Here is a 20,363-nt window from a genome sequence, read left to right as displayed (position 1 = left end):
TCGACACATTGACCTGTCATCCACCTGAACCATACTGGCTCAGGTGCTGGCACCTGCCCCTTCCACACCCTGACGATCGAGACCTGTTCATGGCCCGCCTGTTCAACCCATCGCCAGGCCTGCGTGAGGTAGCGCCCAACCGCTGGGACTGGATCCTTCTGCCATTGGTGCTGGTGGTCCTGGTGCTGGCCGCCTACGGCGCCATGCAGATGAGCCGGCCGTTCGTGGTCGGCGAGGCGCTGCCGATTGCCCTCGCCCCGGTCAACCTGCCCTACTACCTGATGCGCACCATCCTGCGGATGTTCATCGCGCTGGGCTTCTCGCTGCTGTTTGCCTTTGTCTTCGCTGCGCTGGCGGCCAAGTATCGCGCCGCCGAAAAAGCCATGATCCCGCTACTGGACGTACTCCAGTCGGTACCCATCCTGGGTTTCCAGGCCATCGCCATTGCGCCGTTCATCGCGCTGTTCCCGGGCAACCTGCTGGGGGTGGAATGCGCGGCCATCTTTGCCATCTTCACCTCCCAGGCGTGGAACATGGCGCTGAGCCTGTACCAGTCGTTGCGCACCGTGCCGCCGGAGCTGAACGAGGCTGCGCGGATCTTCCGTCTCTCGGCCTGGCAGCGCTTCTGGCGCCTGGAGCTGCCGTTCGCGATGCCTGGCCTGCTGTGGAACATGATGATGTCGATGTCGGGTGGCTGGTTCTTCCTGGTCGCTGCCGAGGCCATCTCGGTAGCTGGGCAGGACATCAAGTTGCCCGGCATCGGCTCCTATATCGCCGTGGCCATCGACCAGCGCAACCTCGGTGCCATCGCCTGGGCCATCGGTGCGATGCTCACCGGCATCCTGCTCTACGACCAGCTGTTCTTCCGCCCGCTGCTGGCCTGGGCTGACCGCTTCCGCTTCGAAGACACCCAAGGCGACACCGCGCAACGCTCCTGGGTGCTTGACTGGGGGCGCCGCAGCCGCTGGCTGAGCGCCTTCAGTGCGCAGCTGGCCAAGGGCGTGCAGAAAGCCATGGGCTGGTTCGCCCAGCGCCACGACGGCACCGTGGCGCGGCGCCCGTGGCTGCGCCTGCCGGCCTGGTGGCCACGCGCCTGGGACATCCTCCTGGTGCTGGCCTGCGCCTTTGCCTTTTTCCGCCTGGGGCTGTTCGTGCACCAGGACGTCGGCTGGGGCGAAGCCCTGCACGTGCTCGGCCTGGGCCTGATCACGCTGTGCCGGGTGATGCTGCTGATTGGCCTGGCCTCGCTGGTATGGGTGCCGCTGTCGATCTGGATCGGCCTGCGCCCGCGCTACTCGCAGAAGGTGCAGGCGCTGGCGCAGTTCCTCGCCGCCTTCCCGGTCAACCTGCTGTTCCCGCTGGTCGTCCTGCTGCTGGTGCATTTCCAGCTCAGCCCGAACATCTGGCTGAGCCCACTGATGGTGTTCGGCACCCAGTGGTACATCCTGTTCAACGTGGTGGCGGGGGCTGCGGCCATTCCCTATGAACTGCGCCTGGCCGCCGACAACCTTGGCCTGCGCGGCTGGCTGAAATGGAAGCGCGTATACCTGCCAGCGGTGTTTCCCAGCTTCGTCACCGGCGCCATCACGGCCAGTGGCGGTTCGTGGAACGCCAGTATCGTCGCCGAGTACGTCAGCTGGGGCGACACTTCGCTGGTGGCCGACGGCTTGGGCAGCTACATCAAGCAGATGACCGACGCCGGCGACTTCCACCGCATTGCCCTGGGCATCGGCGTGATGTGCATCTATGTGATGCTGCTGAACCGCTTGTTCTGGCGCCGCCTGTACCTGCGCGCCGAAAGCCGTCGTTGAGGACCTGCCATGAAACAACCACCGCTGATCCAGCTCAAGGGCGTGAGCAAGGCCTTCCGGGCCGCCGACGGCACGCCGCGAACCATCCTCGAAGGCGTCGACTTGCAGCTGCGCGAGCGTGAAATCGTCGCCCTGCTCGGCCGCTCCGGTTCGGGCAAGTCGACCCTGCTGCGGATCATCGCCGGCCTGATCAGTGCCGACCGCGGCACCGTCACCTACCGCGGTCAGCCGATCCACGGCCCGCTGGGCGGTGTGGCCATGGTCTTCCAGACCTTCGCGCTGTTCCCCTGGCTGACGGTGCAGCAGAACGTCGAACTCGGCCTGGAGGCCCAAGGTGTGAACCCGGCCGAACGCGAGCGCCTGGCCGACGCCGCGCTTGAACTGATCGGCCTGTCCGGCTTCGGCGGCGCCCTGCCACGCGAACTGTCCGGCGGCATGCGCCAGCGCGTGGGCATCGCCCGTGCCCTGGTGATGAACCCCGAAGTGCTGCTGATGGACGAGGCCTTCTCGGCACTTGACGTGCTCACCGGCGAAACCCTGCGCGACGATATGCTCGAGCTCTGGGAGGAACACCGCATCACCACCCGCAGCATTCTGGTGGTGTCGCACAATATCGAGGAGACGGTGATGATGGCCGACCGCATCCTCATCCTCTCCAGCGACCCGGGCCGGGTGCGCTCGGAACTGCACATCGACCTGCCGCGCCCGCGCAATGCTGACTCAGAAGAGGTCCGCGCGCTGATCGACGAGGTCTATGCGCTGATGACCCAGCGCCCCGAGGCCATCGCTGCCGCAGGCGCGCCACCGGCCGTGGAGCTCGGCTACCGGCTACCCGACGCCGATATTGCACGGATGGAGAGCGTGCTCGAACTGATCGCCGGCGAACCGTTCAACGGCGAGGCCGACCTGCCGCACCTGGCCGAGGAAACCGAGCTGCCCGACGAAGTCCTGTTCCCGATCTACGAGGCACTCGGCCTGCTCGGCTTCGCCCAGGTGGTCGAGGGCGACATCCGCCTCACACGCCACGGCCGCAATTACGTGACCGCCCGCCAGGCGCGGCGCCAGGACCTGTTCGCACGCCAGTGCAAGGGCCGCGTGTCGCTGATCGGCTACATCCTCGACAGCCTGCACCTGGAGCCTGCCGGCCTGCAGGAAAAAACCGTGCTCGACCGCCTGACGGAGTACATGGACGCCGAGGAAGCCGAGCGTGTGCTCAAGGTGGCCATCGAGTGGGGGCGCTATGCCGAGCTGTACGAGTACGACTTCCACACGCGCCGCCTGACCCTGGCCCGGGAAATCATCGATGAGCAGTGATTGTCCTGGCCGCTGGTCAGCGATTTGCCTGAGACCCTGCTTTGCTGTCATAACCTGAGCGCTGTACAGCGCCTCACCACGCCAGCCGTATCCCGGCTGGCCCACTCACTGGGAGAAGACCATGAAGCTCTTTTACTCGCCGGGTGCCTGTTCACTCTCGCCGCATATCGTCCTCAACGAACTGGACCTGCCCTACACCGTCGAAAAGGTCGACCTCAAGACCCATACCACGGCCAGCGGCGCGGATTTCTACACGCTCAACGCCAAAGGCTATGTGCCAGCCCTGCAGCTGGATAACGGCGAGGTCCTCACCGAGGGCCCGGCCATCATCCAGTACCTTGCCGAGCACAAGCCCCAGGCCAACCTGCTACCGCCTGCTGGCACGCTGGAGCGCGCGCGGGTGCAGGAATGGCTGAACTTCATCGGTACCGAGCTGCACAAGACCCTCGCCGCGTTGTTCAACCCGAGCACCAGCCCGGAGGCCAAGAGCAAGACCATCGAAACCTTCGGCAAACGTCTGGGGTTCGTCGACAAGGCGTTGCAGGGCAAGGATTACCTGACCGGTAACGCTTTCAGCGTGGCCGATGCCTACCTGTTCACCATCGTCAACTGGGCGCCGATGCTGAAAATCGACCTCTCGCCCTGGCCAACGGTGGTGCAATTCCAGCAGCGCGTCGCCAACCGCCCGGCCGTGCAGAAAACCCTGAAAGCCGAAGGCTTGATCTGACCCGCACCAGGTTCGAGCGGCCAGCCCTTCGCAGGCCTGCGCCGCTCGCCTGGCTGGCAAGGCTATCCCAGGACGATGTAGTCGTTGCGCTGCACGATCCCGGCATGCGGCCCTTCAACCAGGTGCACATAGCGGCCGCCCACTTCATCAATGGGCAAGCAGTCGTCAACGTCCAGCACCGCATCGGTGTGGGCCTGCGCCCAATGTGACAGGATCTGCCGCTTGCCTTTTGCCTTGGCCTCGCGTTTGTCCCTGGCCACGACCAACAGATAATGATGCGCTTCGCCGAACGTCTGCGACTCGTAGCCCCCCAGGTTGATGAAGTAAAGGCGCGGTGCATCGGGTAATGGCGCCAAGCTGCTCAATTCCACCCGCCAGCCCTCGACGCCATCGACAGCCATCCAGGCGTCGATATGCATGCCTTTAAGGCTGCCGAACCAACTGTCACGCAGTTGCGGGTAGGCTTGTTCAAGCGTATCGGCCACCACGAAAGCGACATCGTGCACCTCGATTCTTGCCCGAGGGTGTTTACCGCCAAGCAGCACTACGAAAAGCATTCATTACCCCTGTCATCGGCTTCTGCTCAGGATCGGCATCTGCAAATACCTTGTCATGTGAGGTAAGCCCAACACTGGCGAACCATCGACACATCGATAGCATGGAGGTTATCAGGGTTTGTGCAGTAGTACTGGAAGGTCAAGGCTGCGCGTTGGCTTCTTCGCGGGCGCCCGCTGCCACCCGGATTGCTGTTCGGTTCACCGGCAGTCACAGGTCTCGTCATAGCCGAGCCATGCACTAATTGCTCAGGGTGCGCCTCGCCCCCACACATGGACTTTCCCGCTAAACACTCGAAACCCAAAGGTGTTGTAGAAAAAGGTCACCGGCATCAGCAGGACAAAACCAGCCAGCATGAAGGTTTGGCTTGTCCTGCCAGACGCGGCGCTGAACAGCGTGAGGCTGGGCGGGACGATCAGAGGAAAAAGGGTAACGACCATCAGCGTGAACGCCAGGACGAACACACTCAGCGCGCAGATCAGCGGCACTACGTCGTAGCGGCTTCGAAAGCTGAGCGCAAAAGCGATGAAGGCAAACAGGCCTGTTCCGCCCATTGCCCCCAGAACGACCGGGTTGAAAATCCGCTGCGCATAACCGGGGTTCAGGCCAGACGTCCAGATGAGCAGAACCATCAGCAGCACCAGGGTGGCTGCAGCAAGACATTGCGCTTGCCTGCGCGATGTTCGTTGCAGGTCACCTTCGCTTCGCCAATATAGCCAACAGGCCCCGAGCCACGCATAGCCCACCACCAGCACGCCCGCGCAGTAGAGTGCGAAAGGGCTGAGCCATTCCCAGCCGGTTCCGGTGAATTGCCCGTTCCGGCTGGAAATGCCTTGCACCAGCGTTCCCAGCGCCGCGCCCTGGCATCCCCCGGCGATCAACGACCCGCACGTGTGCAGCGCGTCGATGCCGCGCTTGAGGGTCGGGCTTTGCGTGTAATCGCGAAATTCCAATGCCATGGCACGCATGATCAGCGCCAGGAACATGACGATGAAGGGTAGGTACAACGCCGGTAGCAGCACCGCATACGCCAGCGGAAACAGCGCCAGCAGCCCTCCGCCACCCAGCACCAGCCAGGTTTCGTTCGCGTCCCAGATGGGCAAGATCGACACCGCCATGGCGCGTCGTCGCCCGGCGCTGCGGGTCAGCCCCAAGAGAATACCGACGCCCAGATCCGTACCGTCGAGCAGCACGTAGCTGAGCACCGAAAACGCGAGAGCGGCAGCTGAAAGCAAAACGATCACGTCACCTTCGAGCATGGGCGCACCTCATGACCTGTCGATTTCATCCGCAAGGGTCGGCTGCGGTTCTGGCTCCCCTGCCTTGGCAGGATGACGCAGGATGCGCAGCAATACCCACAAGCCGATGCCGAACACCACCAGATAAAAAACCAGAATCACGCCGGTAGCGCCGACGGCCTGCTCCCTGGAGACAGGCGATACACTGTCAGCCGTTCGCAGCACGTTGTAGACCGTAAAGGGTTGGCGGCCAACCTCGGTGACCACCCAGCCACTGATCATGGCGATGAAACCGGCCGGCGCCATCAGCACGCAGCAACGGTGCATCCAGCGCGCCGTGTACAAGCGCTGTCGATGGCGCAATACCAGGCTGGTGATGCCGAGGACGATCATCAGCAGCCCCAGGCCCACCATCAGGCGAAAGGCCCAGAACACAATCGCGACAGGCGGGATGTCCTGCGGCGCGAATTCCGTGAGCGGGGTGATCGAACTGCTCAGGTCATGGCGCAGATACAGCGATGCTACGCGTGGAATCGCCAACTCGAAATGATTGCGCCGCTCGGCCATGTCGGGTAGTGCAAACAACCGCAGCGGTTCACCTGCGCCAGGTGCAGGGCGCACCCATGCGCCCTCCATCGCAGCCACCTTCTGTGGCTGGAACCGCAGCGTGTTCTCGCCATGCAGATCGCCTGCCACAAGCTGGACAGGTGCGAGTACGGCAAGGGTCCACATCGCCATGCTGAACTGTAGCCTGGCATGACGGTTGGAGGGCTCGCGCAACAACTGCCATGCACTCGCGCCAGCGATGAGCAAGGCGGTGGCCAGGAAGGTGGCCAGCATCATATGGGCGAAGCGATAAGGGAAAGACGGGTTGAAAATGATCGCCCACCAATCCTGCGCGATAAACCGCCCATCCGGGCCAATGCCGAAACCGCGCGGTGTGTGCATCCAGGCGTTTGCCGACAGGATCCAGAACGCACTGATGATGGAGCCGACAGCCACCGCGCAGGTGGCAAAAAAATGCAGCTTGGGCCCCACCTTTTTCATGCCGAACAGCATGATCCCGAGGAAACCTGCCTCCAGGAAAAACGCCGCCATCACCTCGTAGAACATCAGCGGCCCGAGGATTTCCCCTGCCTGGGTGGAAAGCCGTGACCAGTTGAGACCCAACTGGTATTCGAGGATGAGGCCTGACGCCGTACCGATCGCGACGTTGAGCGCGAACAGCTTCAGCCAGTACCGGTAGATATCCAGATAGACCTGCTCCCGGCGCCACAGCCACAGCGCCTCCAGCACCAGCAGGAAATTCGCCAGACCAATGCTGAACGCCGCCAGCACGATATGAAAGCTGATGGTCACGGCGAACTGGGCCCGTGCGGCCATCAGCCCCCATTCGACACTCTCCATAGGGCTCCCTCTGCTCGACGACCCGCTACACGACCTGGTCAGTTGCGGGCACGGCATGCTCGAGATCGTCGGCATCTGGCTGCGCAGCGATCAAGATCACGGGCACCGATTTCGCGGCCGGTACCTTGCTGCGTCTGGCGTGGTGCCATAGCGGGACGAGCGCATTGGACTCCGGGTAGTAAGACGCAGCGCACCCTTCCGGGATGTCGTAGGCGATGATCTGGAAAGGCCCTGCCTCACGCCGCACAGCCGGTTCAATGGCCGTGCGCAAGCGCACCCAGCCGCCCGGCACGAAGCCCAGGCGTACGATATCGTTGCGGTTGAGGAACACCACTTTGCGCGTGCCCTTCACGCCCCTGAAGCGATCATCGTAGCCGTACACCGTTGTGTTGAACTGGTCATTGCTGCGCAGCGTCATCAGTTGCAGGACATTGCGGCCCGCCTCCCCGGTCAGGACATCATCATCCTCGTCCAGCGATGCGGGCGTAATGAACCGGGCCTTGCCCGACGGCGTAGCCCATTGGCGCTGCGCCGCACCCAACGGCCGATGGAACCCACCGGGCTCCCACATGCGTGTTTCAAAGTCATGGAAGATGTCCGGATAGACTTCGCTGATGGCCTGGCGAACGCGTGCGTAGTCCTGGCTCCAGTGCAGCCAGGGTATGGCGACGGCGTCGCCCAGCGTGGCGTCGGCCAAGGCGGCGACAATCGCCAGTTCCGAGCGCAACTGCTCCCCTGCCGGTTCTGCAGTGCCACGCCAGGCGTGAACGCAACCGGTACTGTCTTCAGTGGTGTACGTCTGCTCAATGCCACCCTGGCGGTCGATTTCGATCCTGCCCAGGCAGGGCAGCAACCAGGTGTGTTCAGCGGGCACCAGGTGCGTGCGATTGAGCTTGGTGGCGATCTGCACGCTCAGACCAAGCCCCGCCCACGCAGGCTCCATTCGACTTGTGTCGGGTACCGCGCGCAGAAAGTTGCCGCCAAGCCCGATGAACCCCTTCACACTGCCATTGAGAATGCCCTCGCAGGCCTCGACCGTGGTCAGGCCTTTGTGCTCAGGGACCTTGAAGCCGAACAGTGCCTCGATCTTGTCCTTGGGCACCTTTGCCGGGTCTTCGGTGATCCCTACGGTGCGCTGGCCCTGCACATTGGAGTGCCCCCTCACCGGGCAGATACCGGCTCCCGGCTTGCCGATATTGCCGCGCAACAACAGCAAGTTGACCAGCATCTGCACGTTACCTACGCCGTGCCGGTGTTGGGTCATGCCCATGCCATAGACGATCATCACCTTCTCGCTGCGCGCATACACCGTGGCGGCGGCCTCCATCGCGCTGCGGCTCAGGCCGGACCGGTGCTCCAGCTCAGCCCATGCATAGCCCCGCACCTGTTCCATGAAGTCGACCAGGCCCTCGGTATGTTGCGCGAGGAAAGCGTGATCCAGCACTGGCGGCTCGCCGTTGATTTTCGACCGGTCCTCCATCTCCAGCAGGGCCTTGGCAATGCCCATGACGGCAGCGGTGTCGCCGCCGATGGCGACCTGGTGATATTGGGTGCTGATGGCCGTGGATTTCGGACCGAGCATTTCAGTGGGGGACTGGGGATTGACGAAGCGCTCCAGTCCCCGCTCCCGGATCGGGTTGAAGGTAATGATCGGAACGTTGCGCTTGCGCACCTCTTGAAGCGGATGAAGCATGCGTGGGCTGTTGCTGCCGACGTTTTGCCCGAAGAAAAAGATGCAATCGGTGTGTTCGAAATCGGCCAGTGTGACCGTGCCCACCGGTACACCAATGCTTTCCTGCAAGCCCACCGACGTGCTCTCGTGGCACATGTTGGAACTGTCGGGAAGGTTGTTGGTGCCATAGGCACGGGCAAACAGCTGGTAGATGAATGATGTCTCGAGCGATGCGCGCCCTGACGCATAGAACACCACCTCGTCGGGGCTCAGCGCACGCAGTTGCGTGGCGATTGCCTCGGTAGCCTCCTCCCAGGTCGTCACCACATACCGATCGGTGTGCTTGTCATACCGCAGCGGATGGGTAAGACGGCCGTGCTGCTCCAGCTGGTAATCCGTCCAGCCACGCAATTCGCTGAGCGAATGCGCCGTGAAGAACTCGGGTGAGCTGCGCAACGCGGTCAATTCCCACGCCGTCGCCTTGGCGCCGTTTTCGCAAAATTCCAACGCGTGAGGGTCGCCAGGCTTGGCCCATGCACAACTGACACAGGCGAAACCTCTGGGCTTGTTCTGTTTGGTCAACGCACGCGTGCCGTTGATCAGGGTCTGCTCGCGCCAGAGGATGTTCAGCACCGAATGGGCAGACCCCCAGCCTCCCGACGCAGAGGTATAAGGTCGAAAATGCGAAGTGCCGTGGATCATCCTCATGCCAACCTCGTCTCGATATATGTATCTAAACGTTACGAGTACGACGCCTACCTTAAGTTCGGCGCTGCCGCCCGGTGGAATCCGCTTCTGCCCATGCCCCATTCGTCGATTGAACTGAGCGCGGCGCCGCTGAACGCTCTCCCAACAGATACCTATCACTGGATGCGAGGTACTGATCATGGCAAGTGCGAAAGAAAACCTGCTCGACTGGCTGCGTGACGCCCATGCGATGGAGCAACAGGCCGAGAGCATGCTAAAGGGACAGGCAGAGCGGCTGGAACATTACCCCGAGCTCAAAGGCCGCATCGTCAAACACATCGAAGAGACTCAAGGGCAGCAGCGCGTGCTGGTCGAATGCATCGAGCGCCTGGGCGGCAGCACCTCGACCTTGAAGGATCTGGCGGGCAAGCTCATGGCGTTCGGGCAGGCGGTCGGCGGGATGACCATGAGCGATGAAGTGGTCAAAGGGGCGATGGCAGGCTATGTGGTCGAAAACCTGGAGATTGCCTCCTACACGGTGCTCATAGAAGCCGCCGAAGCGGCCGGCGACAGCGCGACGGCGCAAGCCTGTCGTTCGATCCTCAAGGAAGAAGTCGCCATGGCCGAATGGCTCAAGGCGCATCTGCCGGAAGTAACCCGCGCATTCCTGGCCCGCTCGGCCGACCCTGATGCAGAAGCCAAGCGCTGAATACGCATCCCGCGCCGGACGAACTCCGGCGCGGGCATTTCTCATTGCTGCCCACTGTTCACTTTGCCGAGTTCCGCTCCGGTCAGAGGTTGCGCATCCGGGTTCGACTGGGTACGGAGCTTCATGGCTGCGAGGGTGTCTGCGCCGCGCTCATCGAGCTGCACACTGGCCGAGCCATCGCCACCATCCACAGCGGGACGCGGCTCATCGACGTAAATCCAGTCCTGCCCTTCATTCCAGGCCCCACGCATCTCCCCGCCCTGGGACAGGTTGAAATACGTGCGATTGAGCTCAGGGTCGCCGGGCAACTTGCCTTGCGGGAAGTTTGGCTGGATAGCGTGCAGTGCTTTTTCGAACGACATCTGGTGGGCGATCTCGCGGCTCATCAAGAAGCCCAGGGCATCCTTGATGCCGGGATCATCGGTGACATTGATCAGCCGTTCATAGACGATCTTGGCGCGCGCCTCGGCGGCAATGTTCGAGCGCAAGTCGGCCGTCGGTTCGCCAATGGTGTCGATATAGGCCGCGCTCCACGGTACCCCGGCGGAATTGACCAGCGGGGCACCGGCACCGTATAGCAGGCTGGTGACATGGGAGTCATTGCCGGCGCCGGTCAGCGAGCGGTACAGCTCGCCCTCGGCCTCCACGCCTTCGGCCAGGCTGCCCTTGGCGCCTTTGTTGAGCATCACCACAATCGAGCCGATGATCTCCAGGTGGCTGAGCTCTTCGGTGGCAATGTCGTAGAGCATGTCCTTGCGTCCTGGGTCATCCTCAGTGACCGCCTGGGTGAAGTAGCGCATCGCGGCGGCCAGTTCACCCTGCGGCCCGCCGAACTGTTCAAGGAGCAGATTAGCCAGGCCGGGGTTGGGTTGTGCCACGCGCACGGTGTATTGCAATCGCTTGTTATGCATGAACATAAGCAGGTCCTCATCAGTGCGCCGAGGGCAGCTGGGCTGCCCCCTGCACTTTCATGGATGATCAGCGGTTGTCATCACTCTTGCGACCGCCGCCGTGGCTGTGCTGGCCACCTACACGGCCGGCTTCGGAAGCCTTTTCGCGGTCATTGGCGAAATTGCCCCCTGACGCCTGGCCACCTTTATGGCCCGCTTCGGAGGCACGCTCAGGGTCGTTCTTGAAATTGCCTCCCGAGGCCTGCCCCCCTTTGTGGCCTGCTTCAGATGCGCGTTCCGGATCGTTCTTGAAGTTGCCGCCTGACGCCTGGCCGCCTTTGTGCCCGGCTTCGGAAGCCTTTTCCCGGTCGTTGGCGAAATTGCCAGGATTGGTGTTGGCGTTGCCGCCTTGATTACCGCGGTTGTCCTGATTGCTAGCCATGATTGACACCTCATGTCGGTAGGTACACACAGGAAGATCTGTGTTTATCAGTGACCGGTACCAAGCGCCGCATCGTGCATTGAATTTCGAAAAGGCGGACGAAACGCGCTAATCAACGCACGCCTCTATTTTTGGCAAAAGGCTGCTGGTGCTTGGGTATTCGCAGTGCCGATAAAGGCGACTCTCAATGCCATGGCCATGACCAACTGCGGCATTACAGCCGACCATCAACCGGGGTGAACGGATGCGACTGCGCCACGATCAACCAGAAGGTTCGCGCCACTATCTATCTGCAAAGGGACATTCGACATGGCCAGCTACCTGTACTTGATCAGCTACATCCTCGACAACCAACCCGGCACGTGCGAGTTGCGCAGTGAGCAGGAAGACCTCAGTCGCGAAGCTGCCCGCGATTATCTGCAGGGCCTGCACCGCAACGAGGCGTCATCCTTCACTGATGTTCAGGTTCAGCGTCTTGAACATGACCATGAGCCCGGCACATCGCCAGGGCATTACCAGCAGCCGTGACGGGCTACCGGCATGGCCGTGATGTCCGAACGGATAGCTACGTTGAGATAGCTACGTTGAGATAGCTTCGTTGTGACGTCGGTCTGAGCCAGGCTCACGCTGTTGTCCGTTGCGGACAGCCAGCCGTCGAGCCTGTCAGATACTCCACCAGCGTCGCAGCGCACGCCGAAATACCCTCCACCGGCACCATCTCGAAACCGTGGGTGTTTTCAGTGGGAATAGCGATGCAACCCGCCTGGGCATCAATGCCCGTGCTCAGCACCGCACTGGCGTCGGAGGCAAAATCCACCAGCAGTGCCGACTGCGGCGCATAACCTGCTCGCCGGCTGGCGGCGATCAACGCCTGAACGACGGTGCGGCTGTAGTAGCCCTTCTGGTCGCCGGTATTGATGATCGGGTTGACCGAGAGCTGCGTACCGTATTCTTCCAGCACCGGCCCCACCTCGACCGCGATGGTAGTTTCGCCTGGCAGCCTGGAAGCCGCGTACAGGGCGCCGGCATTGGACTCCTCCTCCAGGGTGGTCAGGACGAACCAGACGTCTTGCCGCAGCTGTTGCCTTCTCTGGTGCAGCAGCCGTGCGCAGTGGATCACCGCCGTCAACGGCGCCCGGTCATCGAGGAAATGAGCCGCGATACAGTCATTGACCCGGAAGGGTTTGCGCCAATGCTGGCTGAGCACCACACGCGTGCCAGGCCGCACGCCTGCGTGCTCCAGCTCGGCTTTTGAGGTGCGGGTAACGACGTAGACATCCTTCCACTGAACATTGCCTGCCAGCACATCTCGCCCGTTCGAAGTACGACCGCTGTTATGCATCGAGCCGTAAGACAGAACACCTGGCAGGGTCTTTTCATCGCCCAGGATATCGACAGGACAGACGCCAAAACTGATGGGCTGCGCCCCGCCCAGGGCCAGGACTTCCAAGGTGCCGTCAGCACGAACGTTCTTGACGATCATGGCGATCTCATCAAGGTGAGCCATGACCCGGATGGCTGCATCAGGGTCACAGGCACGAGACGCCCGAACGACCCCGATCACATTCCCGGCCCTGTCGACATAGGCCTCGTCGCACACGTCTTCCAACGCTCGCAGGCAGATTGCCCGAACTTCATCTTCCTGGCCGCCCGGGCCACGGGCGTTCAGCAACTCAGTCAGCAACGCTTCAATGTCCAACGGTCATCCTCCTCTGCTGATCGCTAGCGGTTGACCTGAACGTCGTACGCCACGTTCAGTTGCGTCCTGCCAGCGTGGCGAGCCAGCGGGGATGACCAGTTTTTGAACTGACAAAGGCCGGGACGCTGATAAAACAGATTGCAGATACTGGCTGCCCAGGCTCTGCGGCGCGATTAATTCCAACTCGGGTCCTTTCATGCATTTCGTCCGGCAACGGCGAATTAACGGGAGCATTGCCCCCCTGCCGAAGCGTCGGAGTTGAACACAGACTTTCCTGTGTGCCACATGAGGTGAAAGATCATGGCTAACAATCAAAGCAACCGTGGGCATCAAGGCGGTACCGCACAGAACAACCCAGGCAATTTTGCCAACGACCGGGAGAAAGCATCCGAGGCAGGCCGCAAGGGCGGCCAGGCTTCCGGCGGCAACTTTGCCAACGACCGCGAACGCGCATCGGAGGCTGGCCGTAAAGGCGGACAGAACAGCCACGGCGGCGGTCGCAACAGCTAAGGGCATCGGCCTTTGCTGAATGTGCCGGGGCGAGGCATCGCCCCGGCATTTTTTTGCACCGCGCTCAGAGCGATTGGCCATCGTCCCCGATGTCTTCCTCAGCCTCTGCGGCATCGGTGGCGTCGGCGTCATTCAGCGGCGGTGAGGTGGGTTTTTCCGGATCGTTGATGAAAGGCACACCACTTGGGCCGTGCTCTTCGAGCCCTTCAGTCTTGGGTTGCATGGCAAAGCCTCCAGGTCGGCATGGTGGGGATGAATTTCAGCGCTTCTGTCGCCCGTGGCCACGGGCCGTTTTCTGAGCAGTGGAGTCATGCGATGTACCGGTCGAACCATCGGGCCGACGGGCATCGTTATCCCGCTCCTGTTCGCCAGTAACCTTTGTTTGCGCGCCTGGCTGCTGCGGTTGGGCTTCTTTGGTCATATCGCACTCCTCGGTTTTACTCATTACAAAAGGGAAGCCGGCGTGAGGCGCAAAGTTCAGGCGAGGTATGGGAACGGCGGATAAACGAACTTGGCGCGCAATCGGTATGTCCCACACAGAACACGAGCTCTCGCAGGCATGCCGATGGAAAGACAACCGATCGAGGGGATGCAATACGGTGCGCCTCAGCGGGACGAAGGGGGCTGGCTACCCCTGGAAGAATACGGCGCGCTGGGCGATGGACGCTCCGTTGCACTCATCGGCCTGGACGGCTCCATCGACTGGTGGTGCGTCCCCCATATGGACTCCCCGCCCCTGTTCGACAAGCTGCTGGCCCCGCAAACGGGCGGCTACTTCTCGATTACCCCCAGCGCGCCGTTCGTTGCCGAGCGCCGCTACCTGCCCGACAGCAATGTGCTCGAAACCACCTTCATCACCGATGAAGGTCGCGCCCGCCTTACCGAGTCCCTGAACAGCGGCCCGGCCGGCCGGTTGCCCTGGGCCGAACTGGCCAGGCGCATCGAAGGCATCGAAGGGCAGATGGACTTGCACATCGCCATCGATTTCGGCACCCAGGCCGATACGGTCAGCCCCTACCTGGCACCGAATGACAACGCATGCGTGTTCCATGCAGGCCGCATACTCGGCATGTTTCTGCATGATCACCAGGTACAGGTCAAGCGCAAGGACGACCTGGGCGTGCGGGCCTCGCTCAGCGTCGGCGCGGGGCTGCGCACAGTGGTCGCGATCATCGCCGGGCGTGATGAGCCACTGGTAGTACCGCCATTGGCCTTGATCGATGAACGCATCGATGGCTCGCACCGGGAGTGGTGCCAATGGTCCAGGAGCCTGGTCTACGATGGCCCGTACAAACCGCTGGTCGTGCGCAACGCGCTGGCACTCAAGCTGCTGCTGTCCTCGCCCAGTGGCTCGATCATGGCGGCAGCCACCTCATCGCTTCCTGAGCGCATCGGTGGCAACAAGAACTACGACTACCGGTTCGCCTGGATCCGTGATGCCGGCTACACCATCGAAGCGTTTCTGAGCATCGGAGCGCAGCCAGAAGCCAAGGCCGCCTTCAGCTGGTTGCTGCGGCGGCTGGATGAACACGGGCCACGGGTGTTCTATACCCTGGACGGGGCAATCGGTGCTTGCGTGCGCCCGGTCGACCTCCCCGGCTACAAGCACTCGCCGCCCGTGGTCGGCAACGATGCCCGTGACCAGCTGCAACATGGCGTATTCGGCGATATTTTCGAGACTGCCCGCTGCTTCATCGACTGCGGCAACATTCTCGACTCGCCCAGCGCCATGATCCTGTCGGCACTGGCCGACCAATGCGCCGATTGCTGGAGGCAGCAAGACGCCGGTATCTGGGAACTGCCGGAAAAGCAGCATTACACGATGTCCAAGATCAGCTGCTGGCAAGCCTTGAGCCGGGCCATCGAACTGGCCGATGGCGGCCACCTGCCCACCACCTGCCGGGAACGCTGGGATCGCGAGCGGCAACGCGTTCAGGCATGGATTGAAGCCCACTGCTGGAGCGAGGCACATCAGGCGTACCTGTTCTACCCAGGCAGCGATCGGCTGGACGCTTCGCTGGCACTCGCGGTGCGCTTCGGTTACCCCAGCGTGGCGCGGCTACGCAGCACCCTGGAGGCGGTACAGGAGGAGTTGGGTGCCGGCCCATTCCACTACCGCTACAGCCAGGCCAAGGAGGAGGAAGGTTGTTTTCTGGCCTGCACGTTCTGGGTGATCGAGGCCTGGGCCATCCTCGGCCAGCAAGCGCGAGCCGAGGCGGCCTATGGCAAAGCGTTGGGCGCACTGTCGCAGGGGGTGGGCATCTACTCGGAGATGGTCGACCCAAAGAATGGACAGTACCTAGGCAACCTGCCGCAGGGCCTGAGCCACCTGGCCGCGCTGCGGGCAGCGTTGGCCATCGGTGGCTATCGCTCTGAACGATGATGCCCTCGGCTCAAGCCGCTGGCTTGAGCACCACCTTCGTCCAGCCATCATCCCTTGCATCGAAATGCTGGTAGGCCTGCGGGCCTTCAGCAAGCCTCAGGCGGTGAGAAATAATCTGCGAGGGCTTGGCCCGCCCATGGTGGATAAGCGCTGCAAGACGGCGATTGTACGCCTTCACATTCGCCTGGCCGGTGCGGATCTGCTGGCCTTTGAACCAGAACGCGCCGAAATCGAAGGCCATCTTGCCCTCTTTCGCCAAGTCGTTTTTCGCACCAGGGTCTTGCGGCACGAACACGCCCACGACACCTATGCCACCGGTGGCCTTGGTCGAAGCGACCAGGTTGTTCATGGTGAGGTTGTTCACTTCATGTCCATGCTTGTCACAGCACTGATAGCCGACGCACTCGCACCCGCGGTCGGTGCCTCTGCCATGGGTCAGGTTGAGGATCTCTTCCACGGCCTTCTGCTCCACGGCGTTGATGGGGGTTGCCCCAAGCTGCGCGGCAAGCTGCAGGCGGTCTGGCTGGTTGTCGACCACGAACACCTGAGAGGCACCTTTGATGATGGCCGAATGCGCCGCCATCAGCCCGACAGGCCCGGCACCATAGATCGCGATGCTCTCGCCAGGCTGCAGGCCGGCCAGCTCTGTGGCATGCCAACCGGTGGGGAAAATATCGGAGAGCATGACGTAGTCATCTTCGCGCTCCTCGGCATCTTCCGGCAGGACCAGGCAATTGAAATCTCCATAGGGCACGCGCAGCAACTCTGCCTGGCCACCCTGATAAGGCCCCATGTCGGCGAAACCATAGGCAGCGCCGGCAGTGCCCGGATTGGCGGTCAGGCAAAATCCCGTGAGCCCTTTTTCACAGTTTTCGCAGAAGCCGCAGCCGATATTGAATGGCAGGCAAACGCGATCACCGACTTTGACCCGGTCGACCCCGGCACCTACCTCGATCACCTCGCCGAGGTTTTCATGGCCGAATACCCGCCCGGTTTCGAATGACGTTCGCCCCTCATACATGTGGAGGTCGGAACCGCAAATGTTGGTGGTGGTAATGCGTACCAGCACGTCTGTTGGCTTCTCGATCATCGCGTCCTTCACATCCTTGACCGCGACGTCACGTGGGCCGTTGTACACGATGGCTTTCATAGGTTGAACTCCCGAATGTCAGAGGCGACCGAAAGGCGCCCTACCCTGTTGAGGTAACTGCTGAGGTTCAGGTGTTCAGTGCGCTGCGTGACAAGCCAGATCAGTGGCGCTAATGGCTGTCGCCCTGGTTTCAGGGGACTGGCACGGGCTGCGCCCGTGTTCGCGGGAAAAAGCCGCTTCCACAGGGATCGCACATTTGAGCAGGCCCAGGCGCCATCCGGTTGGATGGCGCAGGGCCCAGCGCGAAGTGGCTCAGTCCGCAGTCGGTTCCACTGCGGTATCGGCGACAGGGGCCGGGGCCGGGGCAGCGGCTTTGGCTTTGGCGCGGTCCTTGCGGCCTTTGCCGCGCTGGCGTGCCGCCTGTTGCTTGGCGTACAGCGCCTGACCGGCGGTGACAACGCCTGCGGGCTGGCCATTCAAGTCCAGGCGCGAAGCACCTTCGACCATGCTTGCCCAGTAGCGGTTGCCGCGGCACCAGGTCGAGATGCCCAGCTTGAGCTGCTCAACCGTGATGCCGAGCAGCTCCAGGTGTTGCTCGGCATCCTTGAAGATGCCCTCCTTGAGCGGCACCTTGGGCGCCGGGTTGACCGGGAAAGCCAACGGGAAATGCTTCTGCAGTGGCCAGATCGCTTCCACCGCCGGGTCCTGCTCACGCGCCTTGGCCTGCGAGGCGGGCTTGCGCTTGGCAGGGCGCGGGGCGTCGGCCTTTGCCTGCTGCTCTTTTTCAGACCGCAGGCGGTCACGTAACTCAGCTAGTTGTTCAAAACCCATCGTATTTCACTGCTTCTACGTTGATTGCGTGGCGCAAGGATAAGCCATGCAGCGCCGGGTAGCAGCAGAAAGAGGATGAATCGCTGCGGATTTAGTCACCAGGCATGGCCAGACGCAGCGTCAAGCGCCACCCCGGAAGCAGCTGACGCCCCAGGCGGTGAGCTTGAAAGGCAAGTGATAGTGCGCCTGGGCATCACCGATCCCGAAGCGGTAGATGAGTTCGTCGATAAAGGGGATTTCAGGCAACGGCGTCCCCATTTCCCGATAAAACCGGGCCACCTGCAAACGCACTTCATAGACGCCGGCCCCGAACAGCGCGTTCATCTCCGCCAGCCCCGCCCATTGGCCGCGCGCATCGATGATGCCCTGCGCGATCGGCGCGCCGCCCGCGACGCCGATGCTCAGGCGCAGCCCTTGCGCGGCACGCCCGCTGGCAATGTCCACCACGTGCACGGAGACGCCGCCGTTCATGCCCAGAACCCCTGGTGGGCGGTCGCCGCCTCGTTCTCAAGCAGCGGGCCATGCACCTGCACCGTGCGCTGACCGCGGGCGAACACCTCGCGGCACGGCAGCGAAAACGTGGGGTTTTCCGGGTGCGCACCGGTCAGCCCGAGCAAAGCATGTTCCGACAAGGCATAGACCACCCGGCCAATGCCGGTCCAGTACACCGCGCCAGCACACATGCAGCAGGGCTCGGCGCTGGTGTACAAGGTGCAGCCTGCGAGTTGTTCCGGTGTCAGCAGCCTGGCGGCACGCGCCGCTGCGACCAACTCGGCATGCTGGGTCGGGTCGCCCTCCGGGGGCATGGAGTTGTTGCCGGCGCTGGCGATGATCTGCCCTTGCGCATCGGTCACCAGGGCAGCAAAGGGGTGTCGGCCGTCCTTGCGCGATTGCTCGGACAGGCGGATCGACTCGCGCAGCAGGGCCAGGTCCAACTCGGAAAGCTCGGCGCCGGAGCGGGTGAAAGTCATGGCGGTTACTCCTTGTACGGCAGGTGAAAGCGCGCCGGCTGGCGCGCATGAAAAGGCAGGCTCACTTGGCCAGGCGGGTATCGATGGCGTCCTGGCTGCGGGGTGCGGCTTCACGGTTGAGCAGCAGGTTGAGCAGGATCGCGCTGACCGCAGCCAGGAAGATCCCGCTTTCCAGCACCAGCTTCAGCGGGCCGCTGACATGCTCGAACAGCGCCGGCATCGACATCGGCAACACACCGATGCTGACCGACACCGCCACCACCAGGCCGTTGCGGGTCCCTTCGAAACGGACACGGGCCAGTTCCTGGATGCCCGCCACCGTGGTCATGCCGAACATCACGATGGCGCAGCCACCGAGCACTGGCGTCGGCACACTGGCGATCAGCGCACCCAGCTTGGGGAACAGCCCCATCAACACCATGATGGCGCCCGCTGCGGCGACCACGAAGCGGCTCTTGACCCCGGAAAGCGCGATCAGGCCGGTGTTCTGCGTGAACGCGTTGTAAGGGAAGCTGTTGAACAGGCCACCCAGCATGGTCGACAGGCCATCGGCGCGAAACGCGTTGCCCAGGGTGTGCGGGTCGGTGGGCTTGCCGGTCAGCTTGCCGATGGCCAGGCAGTTGCCGGTGGTCTCGGCCATGATCACCAGCATCGCCAGCAGCATGATCAGCACGGGCGTGAAGGCGAACTGCGGCATGCCGAACGCCATCGGCGCGCTGAGCTCGAACCACGCGGCATCGCCCACTCGGCTGAAATCGGTCATGCCGCAGGCCGCAGCCAGCACGCTGCCGGCAATCAGCCCCAGGAGCACGCTGAGGTTGCCGATGAAGCCACGAAAACGGGCGTGGATCACCAGCGTCATCGCCACCGTCGCCACGCCCAGCATCAGGTTGGCCGGCTTGCCGAAGTCCGCAGTGCCTGGCTGCCCTCCTCCAAGCCAGATGGCCGCAGCCGGCATCAGCGAAATGCCGATGACGGTGATCAGGCTGCCGATCACCACTGGCGGGAAGAACCGCAGCAAGCGGCTGAACAGCGGCGCGATGGCGAGGGTGAGCGCACCGGCGGCGATCACCGCACCGAATACGTGAGGTAGCCCGAACTCTTTGCCAATCATGATCATCGGCGCCAGGGCAATGAACGAGCAGCCCTGGATCAGCGGCAGGCGTGCGCCGAAACGCCACAGCCCGAGGGTTTGCAGCAAGGTGGCGACACCCGAGGTGAGCAGGTTGGCATTGATCAAGGTCACCACCTGGGCCTGGGTCAGCCCCAGGGCACTGCCCAGAATCAGTGGCACGGCGACGGCACCGGCGTACATCACCAGCACATGCTGCAGGCCGAAGCTGAACAGCTGCCGCGCAGGCAGTATTTCGTCCACGGGATGGATAACTGGTTGGCTCATGTCGTGAATCTCCTGAAGTGCGGCTCTT

21 protein-coding genes are annotated in these 20,363 nt (G+C 62.7%); 7 read left to right on the top strand and 14 right to left on the bottom strand.

All coding sequences use genetic code 11. The features are described from left to right. Positions 1 to 89 precede the first annotated feature (89 nt). From CQW31_RS11845 to gstA, 3 genes are all read left to right on the top strand, one after another. On the top strand, positions 90 to 1,811 hold the full coding sequence (locus tag CQW31_RS11845; protein WP_099814539.1) for an ABC transporter permease subunit: 1,722 nt from the start codon (positions 90 to 92) through the stop codon (positions 1,809 to 1,811). Positions 1,812 to 1,820: 9 nt separating this feature from the next. Beyond that, on the top strand, positions 1,821 to 3,125 hold the full coding sequence (locus CQW31_RS11840) for a nitrate/sulfonate/bicarbonate ABC transporter ATP-binding protein (RefSeq protein ID WP_099814538.1): 1,305 nt from the start codon (positions 1,821 to 1,823) through the stop codon (positions 3,123 to 3,125). A gap of 121 nt (positions 3,126 to 3,246) precedes the next feature. Next, positions 3,247 to 3,852: a glutathione transferase GstA gene (gene gstA / locus CQW31_RS11835; protein WP_099814537.1), complete on the top strand. Its 606-nt coding sequence runs from the start codon at positions 3,247 to 3,249 to the stop codon at positions 3,850 to 3,852. A 62-nt stretch (positions 3,853 to 3,914) separates the two neighbouring features. On the opposite strand, the gene CQW31_RS11830 is transcribed toward gstA, so the two are convergent. The 4 genes from CQW31_RS11830 to CQW31_RS11815 all read right to left on the bottom strand — a co-directional run bounded on the left by CQW31_RS11830 (position 3,915) and on the right by CQW31_RS11815 (position 9,432). Next, a complete protein-coding gene (locus CQW31_RS11830; RefSeq protein ID WP_054883316.1) occupies positions 3,915 to 4,409 on the bottom strand; it encodes a DUF1543 domain-containing protein in 495 nt (164 codons plus the stop codon). 246 nt (positions 4,410 to 4,655) lie between these two features. Continuing rightward, the gene (locus CQW31_RS11825; protein ID WP_099814536.1) at positions 4,656 to 5,666 is read right to left on the bottom strand and encodes a cytochrome d ubiquinol oxidase subunit II; all 1,011 of its coding nucleotides are present in this window, start codon (positions 5,664 to 5,666) and stop codon (positions 4,656 to 4,658) included. 9 nt (positions 5,667 to 5,675) lie between these two features. Next, positions 5,676 to 7,052: a cytochrome ubiquinol oxidase subunit I gene (locus CQW31_RS11820; RefSeq protein ID WP_099814535.1), complete on the bottom strand. Its 1,377-nt coding sequence runs from the start codon at positions 7,050 to 7,052 to the stop codon at positions 5,676 to 5,678. Positions 7,053 to 7,077: 25 nt separating this feature from the next. Further along, a complete protein-coding gene (locus CQW31_RS11815; RefSeq protein ID WP_099814534.1) occupies positions 7,078 to 9,432 on the bottom strand; it encodes an FdhF/YdeP family oxidoreductase in 2,355 nt (784 codons plus the stop codon). A 178-nt stretch (positions 9,433 to 9,610) separates the two neighbouring features. On the opposite strand from CQW31_RS11815, the gene CQW31_RS11810 reads away from it, so the two are divergent. Next, positions 9,611 to 10,120, top strand: coding sequence for a ferritin-like domain-containing protein (locus CQW31_RS11810; RefSeq protein WP_099814533.1), 510 nt, complete (start codon positions 9,611 to 9,613; stop codon positions 10,118 to 10,120). A gap of 41 nt (positions 10,121 to 10,161) precedes the next feature. Here the strand turns inward: CQW31_RS11810 and CQW31_RS11805 are convergent, their stop codons facing one another. Both CQW31_RS11805 and CQW31_RS11800 read right to left on the bottom strand, forming a co-directional pair. Beyond that, complete coding sequence (locus CQW31_RS11805) at positions 10,162 to 11,037, bottom strand: manganese catalase family protein (RefSeq protein WP_099814532.1); 876 nt, start codon at positions 11,035 to 11,037, stop codon at positions 10,162 to 10,164. Positions 11,038 to 11,098: 61 nt separating this feature from the next. Continuing rightward, entirely contained in the window at positions 11,099 to 11,452 is a 354-nt protein-coding gene (locus CQW31_RS11800; RefSeq protein ID WP_054883322.1) for a general stress protein, read from the bottom strand. A gap of 309 nt (positions 11,453 to 11,761) precedes the next feature. Here CQW31_RS11800 and CQW31_RS11795 point away from each other — a divergent pair, with 309 nt between their 5' ends. After that, complete coding sequence (locus CQW31_RS11795) at positions 11,762 to 11,980, top strand: hypothetical protein (protein WP_054883323.1); 219 nt, start codon at positions 11,762 to 11,764, stop codon at positions 11,978 to 11,980. 94 nt (positions 11,981 to 12,074) lie between these two features. Here the strand turns inward: CQW31_RS11795 and CQW31_RS11790 are convergent, their stop codons facing one another. Next, positions 12,075 to 13,151: a M28 family peptidase gene (locus tag CQW31_RS11790; protein WP_099814531.1), complete on the bottom strand. Its 1,077-nt coding sequence runs from the start codon at positions 13,149 to 13,151 to the stop codon at positions 12,075 to 12,077. 300 nt (positions 13,152 to 13,451) lie between these two features. Between CQW31_RS11790 and CQW31_RS11785 the strand changes: the two genes are divergently transcribed. After that, positions 13,452 to 13,661, top strand: a complete 210-nt coding sequence (locus CQW31_RS11785; RefSeq protein WP_054883325.1) for a general stress protein — start codon at positions 13,452 to 13,454, stop codon at positions 13,659 to 13,661. Positions 13,662 to 13,725: 64 nt separating this feature from the next. Here the strand turns inward: CQW31_RS11785 and CQW31_RS31310 are convergent, their stop codons facing one another. Both CQW31_RS31310 and CQW31_RS31305 read right to left on the bottom strand, forming a co-directional pair. Beyond that, complete coding sequence (locus tag CQW31_RS31310; protein WP_178075564.1) at positions 13,726 to 13,884, bottom strand: hypothetical protein; 159 nt, start codon at positions 13,882 to 13,884, stop codon at positions 13,726 to 13,728. Positions 13,885 to 13,920: 36 nt separating this feature from the next. Continuing rightward, entirely contained in the window at positions 13,921 to 14,082 is a 162-nt protein-coding gene (locus tag CQW31_RS31305) for a hypothetical protein (RefSeq protein ID WP_178075563.1), read from the bottom strand. 168 nt (positions 14,083 to 14,250) lie between these two features. Between CQW31_RS31305 and CQW31_RS11780 the strand changes: the two genes are divergently transcribed. After that, a complete protein-coding gene (locus CQW31_RS11780; protein ID WP_099814530.1) occupies positions 14,251 to 16,044 on the top strand; it encodes a glycoside hydrolase family 15 protein in 1,794 nt (597 codons plus the stop codon). Between the two features lie 10 nt (positions 16,045 to 16,054). On the opposite strand, the gene CQW31_RS11775 is transcribed toward CQW31_RS11780, so the two are convergent. From CQW31_RS11775 to CQW31_RS11755, 5 genes are all read right to left on the bottom strand, one after another. Next, on the bottom strand, positions 16,055 to 17,194 hold the full coding sequence (locus tag CQW31_RS11775; protein ID WP_099814529.1) for a glutathione-independent formaldehyde dehydrogenase: 1,140 nt from the start codon (positions 17,192 to 17,194) through the stop codon (positions 16,055 to 16,057). A gap of 252 nt (positions 17,195 to 17,446) precedes the next feature. Further along, the gene (locus CQW31_RS11770; protein WP_099814528.1) at positions 17,447 to 17,965 is read right to left on the bottom strand and encodes a ProQ/FinO family protein; all 519 of its coding nucleotides are present in this window, start codon (positions 17,963 to 17,965) and stop codon (positions 17,447 to 17,449) included. A gap of 120 nt (positions 17,966 to 18,085) precedes the next feature. Beyond that, positions 18,086 to 18,436, bottom strand: a complete 351-nt coding sequence (locus CQW31_RS11765; protein ID WP_099814527.1) for a hydroxyisourate hydrolase — start codon at positions 18,434 to 18,436, stop codon at positions 18,086 to 18,088. Then, positions 18,433 to 18,936, bottom strand: a complete 504-nt coding sequence (locus CQW31_RS11760; protein WP_099814526.1) for a nucleoside deaminase — start codon at positions 18,934 to 18,936, stop codon at positions 18,433 to 18,435. The genes CQW31_RS11765 and CQW31_RS11760 overlap by 4 nt, the downstream gene beginning before the upstream one ends. A gap of 61 nt (positions 18,937 to 18,997) precedes the next feature. Further along, a complete protein-coding gene (locus CQW31_RS11755) occupies positions 18,998 to 20,335 on the bottom strand; it encodes a nucleobase:cation symporter-2 family protein (protein WP_099814525.1) in 1,338 nt (445 codons plus the stop codon). Positions 20,336 to 20,363 lie beyond the last annotated feature (28 nt).

The organism is Pseudomonas sp. 382 (assembly GCF_002759075.1).
Classification (GTDB): domain Bacteria; phylum Pseudomonadota; class Gammaproteobacteria; order Pseudomonadales; family Pseudomonadaceae; genus Aquipseudomonas; species Aquipseudomonas vlassakiae.
Note: the sequence above shows the minus strand (reverse complement) of the source record. Positions and strands in the feature narration are given on the sequence as shown.